Here is a 21446-nt window from a genome sequence, read left to right on the forward strand (position 1 = left end):
CCGATGAGTGATCTGAAACCGTTCGTCGCCAAAGTCGCCGCCGGCGAGGCTCTCAACCGCGAAGACGCACGAGCGGCTTTCGAGATCATCATGTCCGGTGCCGCCACTCCGTCGCAGATCGGTGGCTTCCTGATGGCGCTCCGCGTCCGTGGTGAAACCGTCGACGAAATCGTCGGCGCCGTTGCGGCCATGCGCGCGCGCATGCTGCCGGTCGACGCTCCGGCCAATGCCGTCGATATCGTCGGCACCGGCGGCGATGGGGCTGGCACCTACAACATCTCGACCCTCGCCTCGCTGATCGTTGCGGGCGCGGGTGTACCGGTCGCAAAGCACGGCAACCGTGCGCTGAGCTCCAAGTCCGGCACCGCAGACGCGCTGTCATGCCTCGGCGTCAAGCTCGACATCGGCCCCGAGGCGATTTCGCGCTGCATCAGCGAAGCCGGGGTCGGCTTCATGTTCGCCCAGCAGCACCATTCCGCCATGCGCCATGTCGGCCCGACGCGGGTGGAGCTCGGCACCCGCACGATCTTCAACCTGCTTGGCCCGCTCTCCAATCCCGCCGGCGTCAAGCGGCAACTTGTCGGCGTCTACGCGCCGCAATGGGTTCGGCCGCTGGCGGAAGTCTTGCGCGATCTCGGCTCCGAAAATGTCTGGGTCGTGCATGGCGAAGGTCTCGACGAGATCACCACGACCGGCACGACGCAGGTCGCGGCTCTCGAGAACGGCAAGATCACCGCCTTCAACCTGACACCGGCAGACTTCGGCCTGCCAACAGTGTCTCTCGACGCCTTGAAGGGCGGTGATGGCGCGCATAATGCCGTCGCGCTCCAGGCCGTTCTCGACGGTGCGGAAAACGCCTACAGGGACATTTCGCTTGCCAACGCGGCTGCATCGCTGATGATTGCCGGCAAGGCTGCAGATCTTGATGAAGGCATGATGCTCGCCCGCCAATCGCTGTTGAGCGGTGGTGCCAAGGCTGCGCTGCAGCGCCTGATCAGCGTTTCCAACGCTGCCTGAGACAAAGCCGCTTGAGACAAGGAACCGCGCCATGACCGATATCCTGCGCAAGATCGAAGCCTACAAGCGCGACGAAATCGCTGCGGCCAAATCGCAGACGTCAATCGATGAGCTGAAGGCTCGTATCGCCGACCAATCCGCTCCGCGCGGATTCCATGCGGCATTGGCCGCGCGCCAGCAGCAAGGCCGCTTCGGCCTGATCGCCGAGATAAAGAAGGCAAGCCCGTCGAAAGGCCTGATTCGACCCGACTTCGATCCGCCAGCGCTGGCAAGGGCCTACGAGGCCGGAGGTGCAGCCTGTCTGTCGGTACTGACGGATGGACCGAGCTTTCAGGGTGCGCCGGCGTTTCTTGAAGCCGCCCGTGCAGCCTGCGCGCTTCCCGCCTTGCGCAAGGACTTCATGTTCGACACCTACCAGGTGCTCGAGGCTCGTGCCTGGGGTGCAGATTGCATCCTGCTGATCATGGCATCGCTCAGCGACGACGATGCCCGGCGCCTGGAAGATTCGGCCTTTTCTCTCGGGATGGATGTCCTGATCGAAGTGCACGACGCAGAAGAGATGGAGCGGGCGCTCAAGCTGACCTCGCCGCTGGTCGGCATTAATAATCGTAATCTGAGAACATTCGACGTCGATCTCGCCGTATCCGAACAGCTGGCGTCGATGGTTCCCTCCGATCGGCTGCTCGTCGGCGAGAGCGGGATCTTTACCCATGACGATTGCCAGCGCCTGGAAAAGAGCGGCATTACCACTTTCCTGGTTGGCGAGAGCCTGATGCGCAAGAGCGACGTAGAGACGGCAACACGTGCCCTGCTGACCGGCTCCGAAAGCGTGCTGGCGGCCGAGTGATGGGCAAGACCACACTCACGCATCTCGACAACAGCGGCGAAGCGAACATGGTCGACGTCGGCGACAAGTCCGAGACCGTCCGCATCGCCACGGCTAAGGGCCATGTGCGCATGCGTCCGGAGACGCTTGCGCTGATCCTGGAGGGCGACGCTAAGAAGGGCGATGTCATCGGCACGGCACGGCTCGCAGGCATCATGGCGGCTAAGCAGACATCGAACCTCATCCCGCTTTGTCATCCGCTGATGCTGAGCAAGGTGTCGGTCGACATCACACCCGACCCGGAGTTGCCGGGCTTGCGGGTCGAAGCACTTGCCAAACTGACCGGCAAAACCGGCGTCGAGATGGAAGCGCTGACAGCTGTCAGCATCGCCTGCCTGACGATCTACGACATGGCGAAGGCTGCGGATCGAGAAATGGAAATCGGCGGCATCCAGCTCGTCAGCAAATCCGGCGGACGCTCCGGCGACTATCTGCGGCAGGGAGACTGACCGACGATGTCGCTGCTTTCCGTTGAAGACGCACTCAACAGTATCCTCGGCAGCGCCAGGCTCCGGCAGGCAATCGAACATGTGGGTCTGCATGAGGGCCTTGGCCGCGTTCTGGCACAAGATATAGCCGCGCGCGTCACCCATCCCGCCTTCGACAATTCGGCGATGGATGGCTATGCGGTTCGCCATGAGGATGTCCACGCCGTCGGCGCCGAGCTTACGGTCATCGGCCAGTCCGCTGCCGGGCGGGGCTTCAGTGGCAAGGTAGAGCCCGGGCAGGCTGTCCGCATCTTCACCGGAGCACCGCTTCCTGCTGGCGCCGATACCGTCATTATCCAGGAAGACACCGAACAGCTTGCCGATGGCAACATCCGCACCTCGTTTGCGCCCGGCAAAGGGCGACACATCAGGCTGTCCGGCCAGGATTTTGCGACCGGCGAGACGGTGCTGCACGCGGGCGACGTGCTGGATGCCGGTCGCCTGACGGTCGCCGCCGGTATGAACCACGCGACCCTGCCGGTTTTCAAGAAACCAACAGTCGCGATTCTTGCCACCGGCGATGAGTTGCTGACACCCGGAAGCGTACCCGGCAAAGACCAGATCATCGCCTCCAACACATTCGGTGTTGCTGCCATTGCCCGCGACAACGGCGCCGATATCCTCGACCTCGGTATCGTCCCGGACAACAGCCAGGCGATTTCGACGGCCGTCGAACGCGGGAGGGCGGCGGGCGCCGACGTGCTTGTGACGCTCGGTGGCGCCTCGGTCGGCGATCATGATCTCGTGCAGTCGACATTGCTTGCGAGCGGCATGACGCTCGACTTCTGGCGAATCGCGATGCGGCCCGGAAAACCTCTTATGGTCGGACAGCTCGCCGACATGGCGGTGCTCGGGCTGCCCGGCAATCCTGTGTCGAGCCTCGTCTGTGCTCTGTTGTTCCTTGAACCGCTGGTCCGCAAACTGGCGAGACTACCGGATCGAGATCGGCTGACGTCGGCCCGCCTCGCCTTGCCGTTGCTTGCAAACGACAAGCGCCAGGACTATGTGCGCGCACGGCTTTCTAGCGATGCGGACGGCTCGCTCGTCGCCCACCCGTTCCCGCGACAGGACTCGTCGATGATGAAGGTGTTTGCGCAGTCAGATTGTCTGATCGTTCGCGCGCCGAACGCTGAAGCGGCGCCCGCCGGCACGCACTGCCAAATCGTCCGGCTTAGATAGCTTTCGGCGAAAGCATCGGGCTCTTTGGTCCACCGGACCCGGCATTGCCAGCGGACGAGCAAAACAAAGAAGACTTGCTGCTCCTTTGTCATATGCCCGACATGGTAACCCTTTAATAACACGATCATTCAATCATCGCTCAGGGCGAATGACTACGGATGTACTAGCAGGCGCCGTGATGATTTGAGGGAAAGGTCGGGTATTGCCCGACCTTTTGCTTTTCTAGGGCCCTCTGCTTTCCGGAACGATGACAGTTGCTGCCACGGCAGCGCTGGCCAAAGCCCGATAGGCGACGCCCGAGCGGCGTCGCCCCCAATCCCCTTAGGAAGCCGCGTTCTCGCAACGGCTGACGAGGATCTTGTCGATGCGGCGGGAATCCATGTCGATGACCTCGAAACGGTATCCATGCGCGATCGCGATATCGCCCTCTTCCGGCGTCTTGCGTAACTGCTGAACCAGAAAGCCCGCGATCGTTTCAAAATTTCCGTCTGCATCAATACCATCGATACCGATGGTCAGATGGATCTCATCGATCGGCGTGCGTCCGTCGACGAGGTAGGTCCCATCCTCGCGCTGGCGGATCAATGCGTGCTCGAGATCGTCGTAGTTCGACGGCAGCACGCCGACGATCGCCTCCAGAATATCGGCGATGGTGATGATGCCTTCGGTGCTACCGTACTCGTCGACGATCATCGCCATGTTGATGCTCGACGACTTGAACGCATCGAGCGCCTTCAGGCAGGACGCGGTTTCCGGCAGGGTATGAATCTCGCGCACATATTTGCGAACGTCGAGCGGAACCGACGTCGGCGCATTCAGGATTTCTTTCGCCAGAACCGCGCCAATAACGTCGCCACTCGGTCCGTCGACAACGGGATAGCGGGAGTGGCCATACTGGCGGATCTTCTCGCCGATGGTCTCCAGGCTGTCGTTGATGTCGATGAAGCTCATTTCGGTGCGATGCGTCATGATCGACTTCACGTTGCGGTCGCCGAGACGGATGATACGACGAAGCATCTCGTGCTCCGACTTTTCGATCGCGCCGCTCTCGACGCCCTCCGCCATGATCGCGTGCACTTCCTCTTCCGTGACATGGTCCGGATCATCGGGACGGATGCCGAGCAGCCGCATCATCAGGGCTGCCGAGGTTTCGAAGAGATAGACGACCGGCGCCACGATACGCGACAGAAGCGTCATCGGTCGCGCCACGAACATCGCGAAGCCCTCGGAGTTCTTCAACGCCAACTGCTTGGGGATCAACTCGCCGATGACGACGGAGAGAAAGGTGATGAGCGTTACCACGATCGCTACAGCCACCGGATGACCGTAGGGGTTGATCCAGGCGACGCCGTCGAAGAAGGGGGCGAACTTGGCCGCAATCGTCGCGCCGCCATAGGCGCCTGCGAGCGTGCCGACCAGCGTGATGCCAACCTGAACGGTGGAAAGAAATTTGCCGGGATCTTCCGCCAGCTTCAGTGCCGCTTCGGCGCGGAGATTTCCCTGTTTTGCCATCTGGCGAAGCAATGGCTTGCTTGCCGAGACGATTGCCATTTCCGAGAGAGCAAAAAATGCGTTGATCAAAAGCAGGACGAAAATGACAAAAAATTCGGACATGGTCTCCAAATCACCGTTGACGAAAAGTCGCCCAATCGAGTGCGACCGTTCACCAGATAAGGCCAGCGGGCGATCCGAGCAAGCGCGAGTCTCGAAATCCGTGTCACCAAATGCGCGTTACTCGTATTTCGCGAGGCAGGAGCAGACCGAAATTCGGGAAAATCAACGAAAGTGGCTCAGCGTTCGCCCGAGCTGAGTGCACCGCGCACGCGCTCACGCCCGATCTTGATGACATTTTCCATCGCGGCGCGCGCGCCCGCTTCGTCGCGCCTGCCGATTTCCTCGACGATCCGGATGTGATTGCGCGCGACCTCGTCGACGCCGCCCTTTTCTTCGACGGGTGAACTCAGCTTGAAAATGCCGACCAAGGCAGCCTCGATCAGGCCCCCGACCGTCCGCATGAAGGGATTGCCTGAGGCTTCCGCAATCGCCAGATGGAATTTCAGATCGGCATAGGCGAGGCTCTCGGCGGTATGGCCAGCCTCGCCCATCGCGACCGCGAGGCGCATCATGCGGCTGATCTCGGCCTCAGAAGCGTTCCGCGCAGCAAGGGCCGCGGCGTGCGGCTCGAAGGCGAGACGCACTTCGCTCAGGTGGTAGAGGAACTCCTCGTCCACACCACATTCGAAATGCCAGGTCAGGATGTCGTTGTCGAAGAGGTTCCAATCGTTCCTGGGCGTGACGCGCGTGCCGATGCGGGCCCGTGGAACCACCAGCCCCTTGGCAGCAAGCGTCTTCATCGCTTCGCGAAGAACCGTGCGCGACACCTTGAAACGCGCTGCAAGCTCCGGATCGCCGGGCAGGATCGACCCAATCGGGAACTCGCCTGAAACGATCGCCTTGCCAAGCTGGTCGACCACATGCGCATGACTGGTGCGCTTCCGCGTCCCGGAAAGGACAGTCTCCAGCAAGCTCCTGTTCAACCCACCTCCTCCAGGCACTCCCTTGCCTGACAGCGCCAAATGCGGCGCCTCAACATGCCATACCCGCCGATCCACTCATCCCCACGAACAGGACGAGCGGCGCCCGGATATGGCCAACCGATTCCTCAAGCATTACACGAAATGCAGCGAGGCTGCACTATGGCTGAAACCGGCCCCGCACGACCATTGATTGCATCAATCTCGGCTGATTGAGTGACGCCGCACCACGGCGGCGCCAAATCGCGGCCTGGCGTCTCAGGAACGACAAACCCCGCCATCGCGGCGGGGTTTGCACATTTGCTGCGTTCTTCCGCCGTACTTACTTCGGCAGCTGGTCGTCGACGCCTTCGACGTAGAAGTTCATGCCAAGCAGCGTGCCGTCATCCGACGATGCGCCGGCAGCCAACCATTCGCTGCCATCCTGCTTCTTCAGCGGACCGGTGAACGGCTTCAGCTCGCCGGCCTTGATCTTGGCTTCCGCATCCTCAGCCAGCTTCTTCACGTCGTCAGGCATGTTGGTATAGGGCGCCATGGTCAGGATGCCGTCCTTCAGGCCGTCCCAGCTCGAGGTGGTTTCCCACTTGCCATCAAGGAAAGCCTGGGTGCGCTTGATGTAGTAGGCACCCCAGGTGTCGACGATCGCGGTCAGCTGTGTCTTCGGACCGGCGGCGATCATGTCGGATGCCTGACCGAAGGCCTTGATGCCGCGCTCTGCGGCAACCTGCATCGGCGCGGTCGTGTCGGTGTGCTGGGTCAGGATATCGACGCCCTGGTCGACGAGCGCCTTGGCAGCATCGGCTTCCTTGCCCGGGTCGAACCAGGTGTTGGCCCATACGACCTTGATCTTGAAGTCCGGGTTGACCGAGCGCGCGCCGATGACGAAGGCATTGATGCCCATCACCACTTCGGGGATCGGGAACGAGGCGATGTAACCGGCGACACCCTTCTCGGACATCTTGGCAGCGATCACGCCCTGGATGTAGCGACCTTCATAGAACCGGCTGTTGTATGTCGCCACGTTCGGTGCGGTCTTGTAGCCGGTCGCGTGCTCGAACTTCACGTCCGGAAACTTCTGGGCGATCTTGATCGTCGCGTCCATGAAGCCGAAGGACGTCGTGTAGATCAGGCCGCAGCCGGAGCGAGCCAGGCGCTCGATTGCGCGCTCAGCATCCGGGCCTTCCGGAACGCTTTCGAGGAACTGCGTTTCGATCTTGTCACCGAGCGCCTTTTCCAGTTCCAGACGGCCGATATCATGTGCCTGGGTCCAGCCGCCGTCGGTCTTGGAACCGACATAGACGAAGCAGACCTTGGCCTTTTCCTGGGCGGCAGCGGCCGAAGCAAAGCCGATCACGGCAGCAGTACTTGCGAGAGCGAGCAGTAGTTTTTTCATTTTCTTGACCTCTGTCGGTTTGAGAAACGTCCGTCTGGATTGTTATTGTCACCGATCTGGCACAAACGGCTTACCAAGCGATGCCGGCGTATTGATCAGGGTCGTGCGCCGGTTATGTGAAATGAGGATGAGGACGACAATCGTCGCGAGATAGGGAAGCGACGACAGGAGCTGCGAGGGAATGCCGATGCCGAAGGCCTGCGCGTGAAGCTGGCTGATGGAAACGGCGCCAAACAGATAACCGCCGGCAATAAGCCTCCACGGGCGCCAAGACGAGAAGACCACCAGCGCAAGCGCGATCCAACCGCGCCCGGCCGACATGTTCTCCACCCATTGCGGGGTGTAGACGAGCGATAGCTGCGCGCCTGCCAGACCCGCGCACGCGCCGCCGAACATCACCGCAAGATAGCGCGTCCTGATAACGTTGACGCCAAGGGCATGGGCAGACGCGTGACTGTCGCCGACTGCGCGCAGCTTCAAGCCGGCGCGACTTCTGAACAGAAACCAGTGCACGCCTGCGACGAGCGCAATCGACAGATAGAAGATGATGTCCTGACGGAACAGGAGCGGCCCGATGACCGGGATGTCCGCCAGCACCGGGATGGCGATCGGCTGCAGCTTGATGCCCTGCATGCCGAGAAAGCTCTCGCCGAGCATGCCGGAAACACCGAGGCCGAGCAGCGTCAGCGCCAGGCCCGTCGCCACCTGGTTGGCAACCAGCGTCAACGTCAGGAATGCAAAGAGCTGCGAGAACACGGCACCACAGACGATCCCGGCAAGAATCCCGAGATAGGGCGACCCGGTGACCTGGGTCGCGGCAAAGGCGCAGACGGCGCCCATGACCATCATGCCCTCGACACCGAGGTTGAGCACGCCGGAACGTTCCGTCACCAGTTCACCGAGAGCGGCAAGGACGAGCGGTGTCGCGGCAGTGATGACGCTCAGCAATATGGCTTCGACGATCCCCATCAGCGGCTCCCGTCCAGATCTGACGCAGTAAACCGGTACCAGACCAGCCGGATGCGATAATGAATGAGGGTATCGCAGGAGAGCACGAAGAACAGCAGCAGGCCCTGGAAGACGCGGGTGACCTTGTCCGACACCCCGAGCGATAGCTGCGCCGCCTCGCCGCCGAGATAGGTCAGCGCCAGAACGAGGCCAGCCGCAACGATGCCGAGCGGATTGAGACGGCCGAGAAACGCCACGATGATCGCGGTGAAGCCGTAGCCGGGCGAGATCACCGGGCGCAGCTGCTGGATCGCGCCGCTGACCTCGGAGATACCGGCAAGACCGGCAAGCGAACCTGACAAAAGCATCGAAAACCAGATCATCCGCCGGGACGAAAAGCCGGCGAAGCGCCCTGCCCGCTCTGACTGGCCGAGAACCGAAATCTCGAAGCCCTTCAGCGTGTAGCGCATCATGAACCAGACGAGGATCGCCGCGATGATGGCGAAGGCAAAGCCCCAGTGGGTGCGCCCCGAAGCGATCAGTTCCGGCAGGATCGCGTCAGCCGCAAAGGTGCGCGTCTCCGGAAAGTTCATGCCGCCAGGGTTCCGCCAGGGGCCACGCACGATCCAGTCGAGAAACAGCTGGGCGACATAGACCAGCATCAGGCTCGTCAGGATCTCGTTGGTGTTCATGTGCGCCTTGAGGAAGGCGGGAATGGCGGCAAACAGCGCGCCGCCGACCATGCCCATCAGCATCATCAGCGGCAGCACCAGCGGCGACTGCCACTCGTAAAACACCACCGGCAGGATCGAGCCGGCGATCGCCCCCATGATGAATTGCCCCTCCGCGCCGATGTTCCAGTTGTTGGACCGGAAGCAGACGGAAAGCCCAACGGCGATCAGGATCAACGGTGCGGCCTTGATCGCCAATTCGTGCAGCGACCAGACTTCGCTCAGCGGCTCGACGAAGAAGCTATAGAGCGCCGTAACCGGGTTCTTGCCCAGAAGCGCAAACATGATGCCGCCGAAGATGATCGTCAGCAGGAAGGCGATGAACGGCGACAGGATCGAGAACAGCGCCGATATCTTGGCGCGCTTTTCCAGTTCAATGCGCATGCACAGCCCCCGTGCCTTCCGTCTTGCCGTACATGCCGCCCATCAGGAGGCCGATCTTCTCGCGCGAAAGCTCGCGCGCCGGATAGGGATCGGAGAGCCGCCCTTCGCTTATCACCGCGATCTCGGTCGCCACTTCGAAAATCTCGTCAAGGTCCTGGCTGATCACCAGCACCGCGGACCCGGCCTTGGCGAGATCGACGAGCGCTTGCCGGATGCGGCTCGCAGCACCTGCGTCCACGCCCCAGGTCGGCTGATTGACGACAAGGACCGCCGGCTGCCGGTCGAGCTCGCGACCGACGATAAATTTCTGCAGGTTGCCGCCCGAAAGCGATCCCGCCGGCGGGTCCTCGCCGCTTTTGCGCACGTCCATCGCTTCAGAGATGCGCTTGGTTGCCGTCGTCACAGCGTCTCTGCGGATGATGTTGAGGAAACCACCGCCAAGGAAAGCCTTGGCATCGGACCGGCTTCTGGCAAGCACGAGATTGTCGGAGAGCGGCATCGCCGAAACGGCGGCGTGGCCGTGGCGTTCTTCTGGAACGAAGCCGGCGCCCATCAGCCGTCGCGCGTTGATGTTCCTGTTGCCGACGGGCTTTTGCCTGATCTGCACCGCAGCATCGTCGGCAACCGGATACTCGCCGGAAAGCGCATCGAAAAGCTCCCCCTGGCCGTTGCCCGCCACGCCGGCAATCGCCAGCACCTCGCCGGCGCGGACCTTGAGACAGATGTTCTTCAGCGAAACGGCAAACGGCGTGCGCGCGGAAACGGACAGATGGCGTGCTTCCAGTTGCACGTCGCCCTTGGTGCTCGTGCCTTCGGCGGTGACCGCCGCGACGTCGCTGCCTACCATCATGCGTGCCAGAGACGCCGGCGTCTCTGCCTTGGGGTCGCAGGCGCCTGTGACCTTGCCGTGGCGCAGCACGGTGGCGCGGTCGCAGATGCGCTGCACTTCCTCGAGGCGGTGACTGATATAAAGGACCGAGCGTCCTTCCGCCTTGAGCTTGTTGAGCGTTTCGAACAGCCGATCGGCCTCCTGCGGCGTCAGCACCGATGTCGGCTCGTCGAGAATGATCAGGCGCGGATTTTGCAGCAGTGCGCGGACGATCTCGATGCGCTGGCGCTCGCCGACGGAAAGATCAGCAACGTGCGCCTTCGGATCGAGCGGCAGGCCATAGGCATGCGACAGGCGCGAGGCTTCTTCGGCGACCCTGGCGAGCGAAATGTTGCCGTCCATCGACAGCGCGATGTTTTCCGCAACCGTCAACGCTTCGAACAGCGAAAAATGCTGAAAAACCATGCCGATGCCGAGCTTGCGCGCGGCCGCCGGGCTGGCGATGCGCACGCTGCGCCCCTGCCAGACGATCTCGCCTGCCGTCGGCGCGAGAACGCCGAACAGCATCTTCACCAGCGTCGATTTTCCGGCACCGTTTTCGCCGAGAAGGGCGTGGATTTCGCCCTGGTCTATCTGCAGGTCGATCTCATTGCAGGCTGCAAACGAGCCGAACAATTTCGTCAAGTTGCTCACAGTCAACAACGGACCGTTCGCAGTTGCTCCCTCAACAGGCACGCTGCCCTCTTTTCCCCTCTGTCGATCCCCGTCCGCCTTAAGGCTTCGATCAAGGAATCAGCAGTGTTGTTCCACTCGTTTTTCTTGTCTCAAGATCCGTATGCGCGCGACCGGCGTCAGCAAGCGGATAAGTCTGATTTATATTGATACGCACTTTGTTGCTTTGCACAATATCAAAGAGGGAATTTGCACACGCTTCAAGCGCAGGCCGCGTCTGCACATAACCGAAGAGTGTCGGACGCGTTGCAAACAGCGAGCCCTTCTGCGCCAGAATGCCGATGCTGAAGGCATCGACCGGACCGGACGAGTTGCCGAAGCTCACCCAGAGGCCGCGCGATTTCAGGCAATCGAGCGAGGCCGGATAGGTATCTTTGCCGACCGAATCGTAAACGACGTCGACCCCCTTGCCGTCGGTCAGTTCCTTGACCCGCGCAACGAAGTTGTCCGTGCGATAGTTGATGACGTGGTCGTAGCCATGGGCGAGCGCCAGATCGATCTTGTCCTGCGATCCGGCTGTACCGATGACAGTTGCGCCCAAAGCCTTTGCCCATTGGCCGGCAATCAAGCCGACGCCGCCGGCGGCGGCATGAAAGAGCAGCGTCGTTTCCGGCCCAACCTGGAAGGTCTGATTGAGCAAATATTGCGCCGTCATGCCCTTCAACATCATTGCCGCCGCCGTCTCGAGCGGGATGCCGTCGGGAACCTTGAGCAGTTGGGAGGCTTCAACGTTGCGCTCGCTGGCGTAGGCGCCGTCCGACGATGCATAGGCCACTCTGTCGCCAACACCGAAGAGGCTGACGCCATCGCCGACGGCCGTCACGATCCCGGCGCCTTCCTTGCCCGGGACAAAGGGCAGGCCCGAGGCGGACTTGTAGAGCCCAGTGCGGAAGTAGACGTCGATGAAATTCAACCCGACGGCCACCTGGCGAATCTGTACCTCGCCCGGCCCCGGCGGCGAGAGCGTAACGCCCTCCAGCTTCAGGACATCAGGTCCACCAAGTTCGCGTACGACAATTGCCTGTGCCATCGAAAAGCTCCTAGGTCCGGCCGAGTTTGGGAAAAATCTGCAGGATGAAACCGATCACGTAGAGATAGATTCCCGTTGCAAGCACACCGGTCACCACCCAGGCCGGTGTCACGAAATGCAGAAGCAGCGCGTACATGCTGAGCGCCGACCAGAGGAAAAAGACGCCGAGGTTGAGCACCCGCAGCCGCTGGACGCGCACCGGATGCAGGAAGTTGATCGGCAGGAAAGTCAGCACCACCGATACGAAGACGACGATCGAGGCGGTCAATTCGCTGGCCTGGATGACGAAGAGCGTAAAGACCACCATGTTCCAGACGACAGGGAAGCCCGAGAAAAAGTATTCGTCCGTCTTCATGCCCATGTCGGCATAGTAGATCGCGCTTGAGACGACGATCGCGCCGGCCGCAACGAAAGACCACGGCTCGCCGATCATGCCGCTCTGGTAGAGCGCAAAGGCCGGCAGCAGCACGTAGGTCACATAGTCGATGACGTTGTCGAGCGTGTCGCCCGACCAATTGGGAAGCACTTCCTTGACCCGCACCTTGCGGGCGATCGGGCCGTCGATACCATCTACCAGCAAAGCCAGGCCGAGCCACCAGAACATATCGACGAAGCGGTGTTCGGCCGCGGCAACGACGCCAAGAAAAGCGAGGAATGACCCGGAAGCGGTCAATATGTGCACGGAGAAGGCGCGGATCTCGGCGTAAGGGACTCGTTTATAGTTGAAAAACTTCATCTGCGGACGCCGCCTATCCCCTTCTGCATTTTCCCAGACAGGGTTGCAACCCCCGCCCCAACCGCTTTGGCGGCGCATTGCGCGTAATATGCACCCTTTGCAACGCATCGCCAGCAAAATTCAAGCACGACTTTGTCCAGTGGAGATTGTTCTGTGGACACTTTCAAATTGCTTCTGCGCTGATTCAACCCATTTATTTCGCCTTTGTCGAAGACTAGAAGTAAGATCAAGACGAAAGCAGCAGGCGCTTGATGGCGCGAGAAAAAGGGTTCTTCCCATCATGGATCATTACGATATCGCCGTCGTCGGCGCCGGCCTCGCGGGCTCTCTGGCAGCGATCGCGCTTGCCGAGAGCGGCTACCGCGTAGCGCTGATCGGACCGGAACCGGCATCGTCCGACGGCCGGACGACCGCGCTGATGGACCAGTCGATCGAATACTTAAAGAAACTGAACCTTTGGGAGAAGGTGCAGCCGCTGACGGCGCCGCTGTCGACGATGCGCATTCTGGATGGGACCAGCCGCCTTCTGCGCGCGCCGACAGTGAACTTTCGCGCGTCGGAAGTCGGCCTTGCGGCCTTCGGCTACAACATTCCCAATGCTCCCTTCCTCGACATTCTGCGCCAGCGGGAGTCCGAGACGGCAACGCTCGACCGAATGACGATGTCGGCCGCCGATTTCGACCTCTCCGGCGACACGGCGCGGATCTCGCTCGATGACGGGCGCGATATCACGGCCGATCTGGTCGTCGGCGCCGACGGCCGTCGTTCGCCGGTGCGGGAAGCCGCGAAGATTTCGGTCAGCACCTGGTCTTATCCGCAGACGGCTGTCGTCCTCAATTTTTCGCACGAGCTTCCCCACCAGGACACCTCGACGGAGTTCCACACCGAGAGCGGCCCCTTCACCCAGGTGCCCCTGCCCGGCAACCGTTCGAGCCTCGTCTGGGTGCGCAAACCCGAAGATGCCGCAGCCACGCTGGCGCTCGACCTCGCCGCACTCTCCCGCGCTGTCGAAGACCGGATGCAGTCGATTCTCGGCAAGGTCACAGTCGAGGCAAGCCCTCAGTCCTTCCCGCTGTCGGGCATGAGCGCCCACCGCTTTGGCAAGGGCCGCGTCGCGCTCGTCGGTGAAGCGGCGCACGCCTTTCCGCCGATCGGCGCCCAGGGCCTCAACCTGAGCCTTCGCGACGCGATGACGCTGGTCGTTCTGATTGGCGCGCCGACGGGCGACAATCTTTCGGGCGATATCGGCGACCGGTTCGACAGCCGCCGCCGACCAGACATCATTAGCCGCACGGCAAGCGTCGATCTCTTGAACCGATCGCTGCTGTCGGGCTTCCTGCCGGTACAGGCGCTCCGCGCCGTCGGCCTGCACATTCTCTCTGCTGTGGGACCGCTGCGCAGCCTGTTGATGCGCGAAGGCGTGCACCCCGGCAGTGCAATTCACGCGCTTAAGGACAGCTTACGGGAAAAGATCGGCCGGAAGAGCGCCTGAGCGCATCAGGTAGAGCAGCCCGGTCACGGTTGCGACCGAAAGAAGCGTGGTGATCAGAATCGTCGCCGAGGCGCGCTCCTGCCAGACGCCATATTGATGACCGATGACAAAGACGTTGGTCGCCGTCGGCAGCGCCGCCAGCAACACGGCGGTCTGCACCCAGACCGGATCATAATTTCCAGTGAGGCTAAGCGCAGCGAACACCAGCACCGGATGCAGGATCAGCTTGGCCGGCACGATGTAGCCGATCTCGACCGGGATGCGCTTGATCGGCCGCAGCGCCAGCGTCACGCCCATGGCAAACAGTGCGCAGGGTGCAGCCGCCTGCGCCAGGTAATCGATCAGCCGCTGTACCGGCAGCGGCGGCTGAACGGCGAAGAACGCCGCGACAACACCGGCGAGGGTCGACAGAATGAACGGGTGCAGGATGATCTTTCGGGCGATGCCGAGAGCCAGAACCGCAGGCTTTTCCTTTCGCCCGCCCGAAAGCGCCATCATCGCCGGCGCGACGGTAAAGTGCGCCGCATTCTCGAAGCAGAAGATCAGCGCAACCGGCACCGCTGCCGCATCGCCGAGCGCCAGCAAGGCCAAGCCCGGCCCCATGTAACCGATATTGCCATAGGCAGCGGCAAACCCCTGGATGGTCGCTTCGCCGACGGTGTTGCGCCGCACGAACAGGCCGACGATGAAGATCAGCGAAAAGACGAGATAGGTCGCGCCGACGCTCGTCAGGATAAAATCGGCGCGCGTCAGTTGCTCGATCGGCGTTCGCGACACCAGCTTGAAGAACAGCGCCGGCAAGGCGAGATAGATGATGAAGGTGTTCAGCCACCCCATCGCCTCGCCCGGATGCTCGACGAAGCGGGCCGTGAGATAGCCGAGAAAGATCAGCCCGAAGAACGGCAGCACCAGGCCAGCAATTTCCGTCATGCCTCTCCCCGACCACCCTCATGCGACACGCCGAGCAGGACTATGTCCTCCGCCCGAAGCCCGGCCGCTGTCGCGGTATCCGCACACATTGGGCATGGTACTCACGCCCCTCACGCAATCGGCCTGTTCAACCCAATAGCATCAACCCGATCGATTCCAATAGGTTGAGGCGTAATCGGCAAAGGCCATTCTCGCCCATTGACGTGCTTTAGGCTCAGCCGATTTTCATCAGAATCGGGAAGGTTTGCTGGAACCAGATGGCGACGGAGCTGATAAAGCCGAAGAGGAAGGCAAGGCCGGCCAGCACCAGAAGCGCGCCCATCAGCTTCTCGACGAGGCCGAGATGGCGACGGAACCGCAGGAGAAAGCGCATGAACGCACCGGAAAAGCCGGCGGCGATCCAGAACGGTATCGCAAGTCCGAGCGAATAGACGGCAAGCAGCATGGCGCCGTCCGTGACCGTATCGCGCGCAGCGGCAACGCCGAGGATCGTGCCGAGCACCGGGCCGATACACGGCGTCCAGCCGAAGGCGAAGGCAAGGCCCATGATGTAGGCGCCCGACAGCGTCGCCGGCTTGCCGCCGCCTTGGAACCGCGCCTCGCGGGCAAGCAGGCCGATCTTGAACACGCCGAGGAAATGCAGGCCCATGATGATGATCACCACGCCGCCGATGCGCGAGAGAAGATCCATATGCTGGCGCAAGAGCAGGCCGATCGAGGATGCGCCGGCACCGAGCGACACGAACACGGTCGCAAAGCCGAGCGTGAACAGAAGGGCGGCCGGCAGAACGGCGCGCCGGGTGCTGCGAGCAGAAACCACCTCACCGCTACGGAACTGGTCGACCGATACGCCGGCCATATAGCAGAGATAGGGCGGAACAAGCGGCAGAACACAGGGCGAAAGGAAGGACAGAGCGCCAGCGAGAATGGCGGTCCAGATCGAAATATCGGCAATCGACAACGGCAAGAACTCCGGCATGCGGTATTTGGGCCATTCCTTAGCCGCATGACTGCGACGATACCAATCACCTTTTGGCGATCATTGCGCCATGCACCATTTCTTCACGAAAGCCGTAATTTTTGGGTTGACCGGCGGGAAGCTCAAGTGCATATGTCCGCCCACTTCCGCCGGGCTTCACGGCCGCGGCCAGGGAGCGCGTAGCTCAGCCGGTAGAGCAACTGACTTTTAATCAGTAGGTCCAGGGTTCGAATCCCTGCGCGCTCACCACCCTAGCCCTTGATTTTGTTGATTTTTCTGGATTTTCTGTCGCTCCAACATATGCGACAATTACGATATTTACGGCGCCTTTCCGGCTTTTACGGCACATGATTGGCACATGGAATCGCCAACGTGAGTAGCCGAAGCTGGTGGTGGCCGACTGCTTCCATGCGACGCTGCCTGCTCCATCAGTGAGGCGACCATGCCTGAGAATCGCTACGACCTTCGCAAAGAACCAGACGGCACCTGGACGGTGTTCGACATCTTCACTGGCATGCCGGCGCTTGTGAACGAAGTGGAGCAACTTGGTGAGCCGGCCGATGACCTCGTCGACCTGCTAAACCTGCTCTACATCCGCCGGCGATCCGGGGCGGTGCACTGATGTGCTGTCGCGCTTCCCGCTAGAAGTTGAAGTAGATGGTCACGCCCGAACGCCGGTGGTAACGGTCACGGTAGCGATAATCGTCACGGTAGCCGTTGTACCCGTAATACCGCGGGTAACACCTGCCGTAGTAACCGCAGGAACGCCAAGCGTGCCGTCTATCCCAGCGGCGATCCCACCGACGATCCGCACGCCATTGGCGATGGCGCCAGTGGTTGACGGGCTCGACAGTGCCGGTCTGCACTTGCTCGGGTTTTGGCACGAAAATCGGAGCGGCGTTTAGCGGCAAGGCGAAAGACGCAGCTAAGCCAATCGCTGTGAGGGCGGATAAGAGCTTTTTCATCGCAAACTCCTCCTAACTAGCTATCACATTGAGCCTGTCAGCCTGAACCGCCGATGAACGGAAGCGCGCCGCTTGTAAGGCTGCACGTGTCAAAAAAACCCCTCGCGCGCAATGAGCGAGGGGGTTGGCGCCAGCGCGGCCGGAGCATTGAGCGCATTGATCCGGTGGTGAGCCGGCTATGTTGTGGAACCCAGAGACCTGGGTTGGCCCAACGCGTCACCAACGATGGATAACACTAACGAACCTCGCTGCCGTCGCGCTCGGACTGCTCTCAGCGCTCAGCATTGTTTGGCGACGCCCACTCAATATTGAATGGTCAATGGATTCTGGCAGTTTCCTCTGCGACGGCTTGACGACATCCTGGAAATAAGGGGCCGCCAGCTGGTGAGACCGCTCCCTTCGGTGGCAGGTAGCAACGTGAAGCAGCGCCTGTGAACGCCTGCGCCCAGCAGGCACGACGATTCAAACGCCTCGACGCCTCAGTCCCGCGAGCGGGCCGATACGGCAACCCAAACGCATCGCGCCGCTCACCTTCAGATCCCCTCGCCGCCTTCCGACATCGCAACCGCGCCGCGGTGCCTGCCACGCATCTTCAGCGGACTTGTTCCGTACTCGCGGCTATAGGCGCGGGAAAAGGCCGACAGGCTGTCGAAGCCGCAGCGAAGGGCGATCTCGCGGATCGGGCTGCCCGAATCGCGCACCAGCCGATGGGCGACTTGGAGACGAAGGCGGAGGTAATAGGCGCCGGGGCTGGTCGCAAGGCCCTTCGAAAACAGAGCCTCGAGCTTTCGCTGCGACACGGACAGCCGGCGCGCGAGCGCGGACACCGTCAGTGGCCGTTCGAGCGTTCGCTCCATCAGGCGAATCGCTTCAGCAAGACCGGGATCACGGGTCTCGATCCGCCCGAGAGACACCACGGGCTGAACGTCCGTTGCGCTGTGGGTCTGGTCATAGACAAAGATACTGGCGACATCGAGCGCGAGCGCCGAGCCGAGGCGTTGGGTGATCAGGTGCAGCATCATGTCGAAGGTCGGCGACGCGCCACCGGAGGTCCAGAATTTTCCATCGGTGACGAAGCGATCCCCCAGCACCGTCAATGCCGGGAAGGCCTGACTGAAATCCTCCAGTTCCTCCCAATGGGCTGTGGCCTTGCGACCATTGAGCAGACCGCTGCGTCCGAGCAGCCAGCATCCCGATTCGATGCCGGCGACAACGTCAAAATGGCGCGCGCATTCCTGAAGGGTGGCGATGAACCTGCGCCCGACATACCGATCAAGATTGAATCCGCCGATCGCCAGCAGGACGTCGCCTTCAAGCGGCAGTGAGAACGCGCCGTCGACCGTAATCGGTATGCCGCATGTCAGGGCGACCGGCTCTCCGTCGGCCGAAAGCAACCGCCAGCGAAAAACCTGGTGGCCCGAGACCCGATTGGCAGCACGCATCGGATCGAGCACCGAGGCGAGCGACATGATCGATGACTCCGGCAGGACGACCACGACGACATCGATCACAGATTGTATTTTCTCAATGCTGGCCATGTGAGAAATGTCAAATTTCCGGCGCAAAATGTCAATTGGGCATGCCGCATTCAGGCATTATCAGGTGGCAATCGATCTCCCTTCGCGCGGCGCTGCAGCCCCGCGCAGAGACGTTCCCCTTTCCGCGAGATTGCCGGAACGGGCCGGTCGGATCCAGATCCGCCGGCCCGTTTTTTTATCCAATACCCTGTGCGAGACAGAAGATCCGCGGCTTATGAATGCTTGGCGTCGCACCACGCACGTGCGCCCAGGCGGATCATCACCGACCCGTCATCAATCTCAACCTGCCCGTGCGATTGATAGGTCAATTGCGAACAAAGCCGGTGGCGGGGCATAGGCGACAACGCCGTTACGGCCGGCATCCTTGGCCTGATAGAGCGCGGCATCCGCCATGCTGAAGAGCTCCTCCCAGCTATGTTCCACCCCCCGACCGACGACAAACCCGATACTGACGCTGATGGCGATGCGCTGGCCGTCGCAATGGACGTCCAATTGTTCGGTGGCAAGGCGCAGCCGTTCGACGATCGCCCGCGCCCGTGCCTCATTGGTTTTCGGAAGGTAGAGCCCGAACTCCTCGCCGCCAAGCCTGGCGAAACAATCGGTCGCGCGCAGGTTCGTGCGCACCAGTTCGGCAAAGGCAATCAGCACCTGGTCACCTGCCTGATGACCGAATCGGTCATTGATGCGCTTGAAGAAATCGAGATCCATGACTGCAAGGGCATCGCCCTTCCAGCCGGAGCGCGGCAGTTGCGACAGGAACCACCGGCGATTGCCGATGCCCGTCAGCATGTCCGTATCGGCAGTCCGTCGCAATGCAGCCTCCGCCCGCTCCTTGACGAGCACCAGCGCGAAGAGCGCGATGGCGAAGTGGCTGATGATCAGCAGGAAGAAGGCGTAGGTCGTCGTGATCGGCAGGATGTCCGGCTTGAGCAGGCCAACCACGACGGTAAGGCAGAGGCCGGCGCCAACCGCCAGAGAAGCCGCGAAGATCGCCCTCGCCGGCAGCGGCTCGCTTTTCCGATCCGCAATGACTGCAAAGGCGGAGGCGGCGAGGAACAGGAAAGCACCGGTATTGAATGCACTTGCGCGTGCGTAATTGACGACATGGAAATGGGTGATCAAACCGGCGACCGCACCAGTCACGGGAATGGCAAGGGCCAGCCAATCGGCTCGGCGGCGCCTTTGGCCGCTGAGGCGGCGCAAGCCGATCCAGAACAGGGCGTAGCCGCCAAGACCAAGCGTGAAGCTCGAAAGCGTCCATAAGAACGCCGGCAGCAGCTTCTGCTCGCCATACCCTGCGAGCGTCGAGGCCAAAGCGAGAGAAAGAAAACCAATCGCGAGAATGCCGAGCCCCTCGTTCCGGGGCGATTGCCATCTGAGATAAAGAAAGCACAGCGCACCGACCAGAAACGACGACTTGTGGAGCAGCAGCACAGTTGCGAGGTCAAGTTGGGCGGTCATCAATCCGGCTCGGCGTGGTTGTTCGTCGCCGCGCCTCTATCGCATGGAGTTTAGGGATTACTAAATGAAAATGAGAAATCGCCGCGAAAGCCTGAAATTCCGGCATATTGGCCGTCGACACGCGCAATCATCCCATGACATTCGGCCTCTCGGCTCGGTCCCGGTAAAATTACATGTTGCAGGGCGTGGGTGAAGCGTGTATCTCCGGCGCCGTTGGCACGGAGTGTAGCGCAGTCTGGTAGCGCATCTGGTTTGGGACCAGAGGGTCGGGAGTTCGAATCTCTCCACTCCGACCAACGAAAACCCTGGAAATCCTGTATTATTAGCCGCACGCAAAATTGGTAACCGCCAATCCGCGGGCATATCTGGCATTTTGCGTCCGGATGGCAGGACGCGGCAATGCCATTGCCAGCTTATGCCCAGTCGACCCCGCGCCTAGCGCCGACAAAATACGGACGAAAAGCCAGATTTATCCGTCTGAAAGTCATTCCGTTTTAAATCATTCTGCGCTATGGGAAGACGCATGTTGGGGCCACAAAATGTTCCACAGCGAAATAACGGAGCCGTTCGAGACCATGTCCGCAAAGATCTATCGTCCAGCAAAGACCGCCATGCAGTCTGGCAAGGCCAAGACGAATCTTTGGCTACTGGAGTTCGATCAGGAAAAACCGCGCACTATTGATCCGATCATGGGCTACACCAGCTCCGGCGATACGCTGCAGCAGTTGCGACTGACTTTCGAAAGTGCTGAACAGGCAATCGCCTATGCCGAACGCAACGGCATCGAATACCGCGTGATCGCTCCGAAAGAGGCAACGCGCAAGACTGTGTCCTACCCGGACAATTTCCGTTTCAGCCGGATGCAGCCCTGGACCCATTGAGGTCCTTGAGCCGTTTTTAAAACGGGCTTTGCCCGGAACGGCCCCTTAGCTCAGTTGGATAGAGCACCTGCCTTCTAAGCAGGTTGTCGCAGGTTCGAATCCTGCAGGGGTCGCCATAACTTTTCCAACCAATTGACTTTTCATCGATTTCTGCGCCACTGAATCTTGCCTGAAGTTGAGTGTGACCAACCCAGTGTGCGCGATCTGTTTCGCAGACGGCGCTACCATCGCGTCTTTATGGTTCTATGGTGCCGACGAACTGCCTTCGATAGGTTTTGCACTCTAGCGGCCATCGAAACTCTTAAGTGAGTTG

20 protein-coding genes and 3 tRNA genes are annotated in these 21446 nt (G+C 61.2%); 10 read left to right on the top strand and 13 right to left on the bottom strand.

The window, feature by feature from the left end; translation table 11 throughout:
* Positions 1–3: 3 nt before the first annotated feature.
* The 4 genes from trpD to ABIE33_RS26570 are packed head-to-tail and all read left to right on the top strand — an operon-like array spanning position 4 to position 3570.
* Positions 4–1017 carry an anthranilate phosphoribosyltransferase gene (trpD, locus tag ABIE33_RS26555; RefSeq protein WP_429130779.1) on the top strand — a complete coding sequence of 338 codons (1014 nt, stop codon included), beginning with the start codon at positions 4–6 and terminating at the stop codon, positions 1015–1017.
* A 31-nt stretch (positions 1018–1048) separates the two neighbouring features.
* Positions 1049–1864 carry an indole-3-glycerol phosphate synthase TrpC gene (gene trpC / locus ABIE33_RS26560; protein WP_429130780.1) on the top strand — a complete coding sequence of 272 codons (816 nt, stop codon included), beginning with the start codon at positions 1049–1051 and terminating at the stop codon, positions 1862–1864.
* On the top strand, positions 1864–2352 hold the full coding sequence (gene moaC / locus ABIE33_RS26565; RefSeq protein ID WP_429130781.1) for a cyclic pyranopterin monophosphate synthase MoaC: 489 nt from the start codon (positions 1864–1866) through the stop codon (positions 2350–2352). The genes trpC and moaC overlap by 1 nt, the downstream gene beginning before the upstream one ends.
* A gap of 6 nt (positions 2353–2358) precedes the next feature.
* Complete coding sequence (locus ABIE33_RS26570) at positions 2359–3570, top strand: molybdopterin molybdotransferase MoeA (RefSeq protein WP_429130782.1); 1212 nt, start codon at positions 2359–2361, stop codon at positions 3568–3570.
* 321 nt (positions 3571–3891) lie between these two features.
* On the opposite strand, the gene ABIE33_RS26575 is transcribed toward ABIE33_RS26570, so the two are convergent.
* The 8 genes from ABIE33_RS26575 to pcsA form a co-directional block, all read right to left on the bottom strand.
* Positions 3892–5184, bottom strand: coding sequence for a hemolysin family protein (locus ABIE33_RS26575; RefSeq protein WP_429130783.1), 1293 nt, complete (start codon positions 5182–5184; stop codon positions 3892–3894).
* A 176-nt stretch (positions 5185–5360) separates the two neighbouring features.
* Entirely contained in the window at positions 5361–6107 is a 747-nt protein-coding gene (locus ABIE33_RS26580) for a FadR/GntR family transcriptional regulator (RefSeq protein ID WP_429130784.1), read from the bottom strand.
* Between the two features lie 319 nt (positions 6108–6426).
* Positions 6427–7497 (bottom strand): BMP family ABC transporter substrate-binding protein, encoded by a 1071-nt coding sequence (locus ABIE33_RS26585; protein WP_429130785.1) that lies wholly within the window; start codon positions 7495–7497, stop codon positions 6427–6429.
* 48 nt (positions 7498–7545) lie between these two features.
* Positions 7546–8466, bottom strand: coding sequence for an ABC transporter permease (locus ABIE33_RS26590; protein WP_429130786.1), 921 nt, complete (start codon positions 8464–8466; stop codon positions 7546–7548).
* On the bottom strand, positions 8466–9560 hold the full coding sequence (locus ABIE33_RS26595) for an ABC transporter permease (protein ID WP_429130787.1): 1095 nt from the start codon (positions 9558–9560) through the stop codon (positions 8466–8468). Before ABIE33_RS26595 ends, ABIE33_RS26590 begins: the two co-directional genes overlap by 1 nt.
* Positions 9550–11124 carry an ABC transporter ATP-binding protein gene (locus ABIE33_RS26600; RefSeq protein ID WP_429130788.1) on the bottom strand — a complete coding sequence of 525 codons (1575 nt, stop codon included), beginning with the start codon at positions 11122–11124 and terminating at the stop codon, positions 9550–9552. Before ABIE33_RS26600 ends, ABIE33_RS26595 begins: the two co-directional genes overlap by 11 nt.
* Before the next feature lie 49 nt (positions 11125–11173).
* Positions 11174–12151: a quinone oxidoreductase family protein gene (locus ABIE33_RS26605; RefSeq protein WP_429130789.1), complete on the bottom strand. Its 978-nt coding sequence runs from the start codon at positions 12149–12151 to the stop codon at positions 11174–11176.
* Between the two features lie 10 nt (positions 12152–12161).
* On the bottom strand, positions 12162–12887 hold the full coding sequence (gene pcsA, locus ABIE33_RS26610; protein WP_429130790.1) for a phosphatidylcholine synthase: 726 nt from the start codon (positions 12885–12887) through the stop codon (positions 12162–12164).
* Positions 12888–13167: 280 nt separating this feature from the next.
* Here pcsA and ABIE33_RS26615 point away from each other — a divergent pair, with 280 nt between their 5' ends.
* Positions 13168–14379 (top strand): UbiH/UbiF family hydroxylase, encoded by a 1212-nt coding sequence (locus ABIE33_RS26615; protein WP_429130791.1) that lies wholly within the window; start codon positions 13168–13170, stop codon positions 14377–14379.
* Here ABIE33_RS26615 and ABIE33_RS26620 read toward each other — a convergent pair.
* Both ABIE33_RS26620 and ABIE33_RS26625 read right to left on the bottom strand, forming a co-directional pair.
* Positions 14347–15309, bottom strand: a complete 963-nt coding sequence (locus ABIE33_RS26620) for an AEC family transporter (protein ID WP_429130792.1) — start codon at positions 15307–15309, stop codon at positions 14347–14349. The genes ABIE33_RS26615 and ABIE33_RS26620 overlap by 33 nt on opposite strands.
* Before the next feature lie 214 nt (positions 15310–15523).
* Entirely contained in the window at positions 15524–16270 is a 747-nt protein-coding gene (locus tag ABIE33_RS26625) for a cytochrome c biogenesis CcdA family protein (RefSeq protein ID WP_025426986.1), read from the bottom strand.
* Positions 16271–16461: 191 nt separating this feature from the next.
* Here ABIE33_RS26625 and ABIE33_RS26630 point away from each other — a divergent pair.
* Both ABIE33_RS26630 and ABIE33_RS26635 read left to right on the top strand, forming a co-directional pair.
* Positions 16462–16537 (top strand) — tRNA-Lys (locus ABIE33_RS26630).
* Positions 16538–16730: 193 nt separating this feature from the next.
* The gene (locus tag ABIE33_RS26635) at positions 16731–16910 is read left to right on the top strand and encodes a hypothetical protein (RefSeq protein WP_429130793.1); all 180 of its coding nucleotides are present in this window, start codon (positions 16731–16733) and stop codon (positions 16908–16910) included.
* Positions 16911–16929: 19 nt separating this feature from the next.
* Here ABIE33_RS26635 and ABIE33_RS26640 read toward each other — a convergent pair whose 3' ends face one another.
* The 3 genes from ABIE33_RS26640 to ABIE33_RS26650 all read right to left on the bottom strand — a co-directional run bounded on the left by ABIE33_RS26640 (position 16930) and on the right by ABIE33_RS26650 (position 20252).
* Positions 16930–17253 carry a hypothetical protein gene (locus ABIE33_RS26640; protein ID WP_429130794.1) on the bottom strand — a complete coding sequence of 108 codons (324 nt, stop codon included), beginning with the start codon at positions 17251–17253 and terminating at the stop codon, positions 16930–16932.
* A 533-nt stretch (positions 17254–17786) separates the two neighbouring features.
* Entirely contained in the window at positions 17787–18791 is a 1005-nt protein-coding gene (locus tag ABIE33_RS26645) for a GlxA family transcriptional regulator (protein ID WP_429130795.1), read from the bottom strand.
* A gap of 279 nt (positions 18792–19070) precedes the next feature.
* Complete coding sequence (locus tag ABIE33_RS26650; protein WP_429130796.1) at positions 19071–20252, bottom strand: GGDEF domain-containing protein; 1182 nt, start codon at positions 20250–20252, stop codon at positions 19071–19073.
* A 219-nt stretch (positions 20253–20471) separates the two neighbouring features.
* Between ABIE33_RS26650 and ABIE33_RS26655 the strand changes: the two genes are divergently transcribed.
* The 3 genes from ABIE33_RS26655 to ABIE33_RS26665 all read left to right on the top strand — a co-directional run bounded on the left by ABIE33_RS26655 (position 20472) and on the right by ABIE33_RS26665 (position 21249).
* Positions 20472–20548, top strand: a tRNA-Pro gene (locus ABIE33_RS26655).
* Positions 20549–20827: 279 nt separating this feature from the next.
* Positions 20828–21133 (top strand): ETC complex I subunit, encoded by a 306-nt coding sequence (locus tag ABIE33_RS26660; RefSeq protein WP_025426983.1) that lies wholly within the window; start codon positions 20828–20830, stop codon positions 21131–21133.
* A 39-nt stretch (positions 21134–21172) separates the two neighbouring features.
* Positions 21173–21249 (top strand) — tRNA-Arg (locus ABIE33_RS26665).
* Positions 21250–21446: the final 197 nt, after the last annotated feature.

It is taken from the genome of Ensifer sp. 4252, assembly GCF_050434565.1.
Lineage (GTDB): Bacteria > Pseudomonadota > Alphaproteobacteria > Rhizobiales > Rhizobiaceae > Ensifer.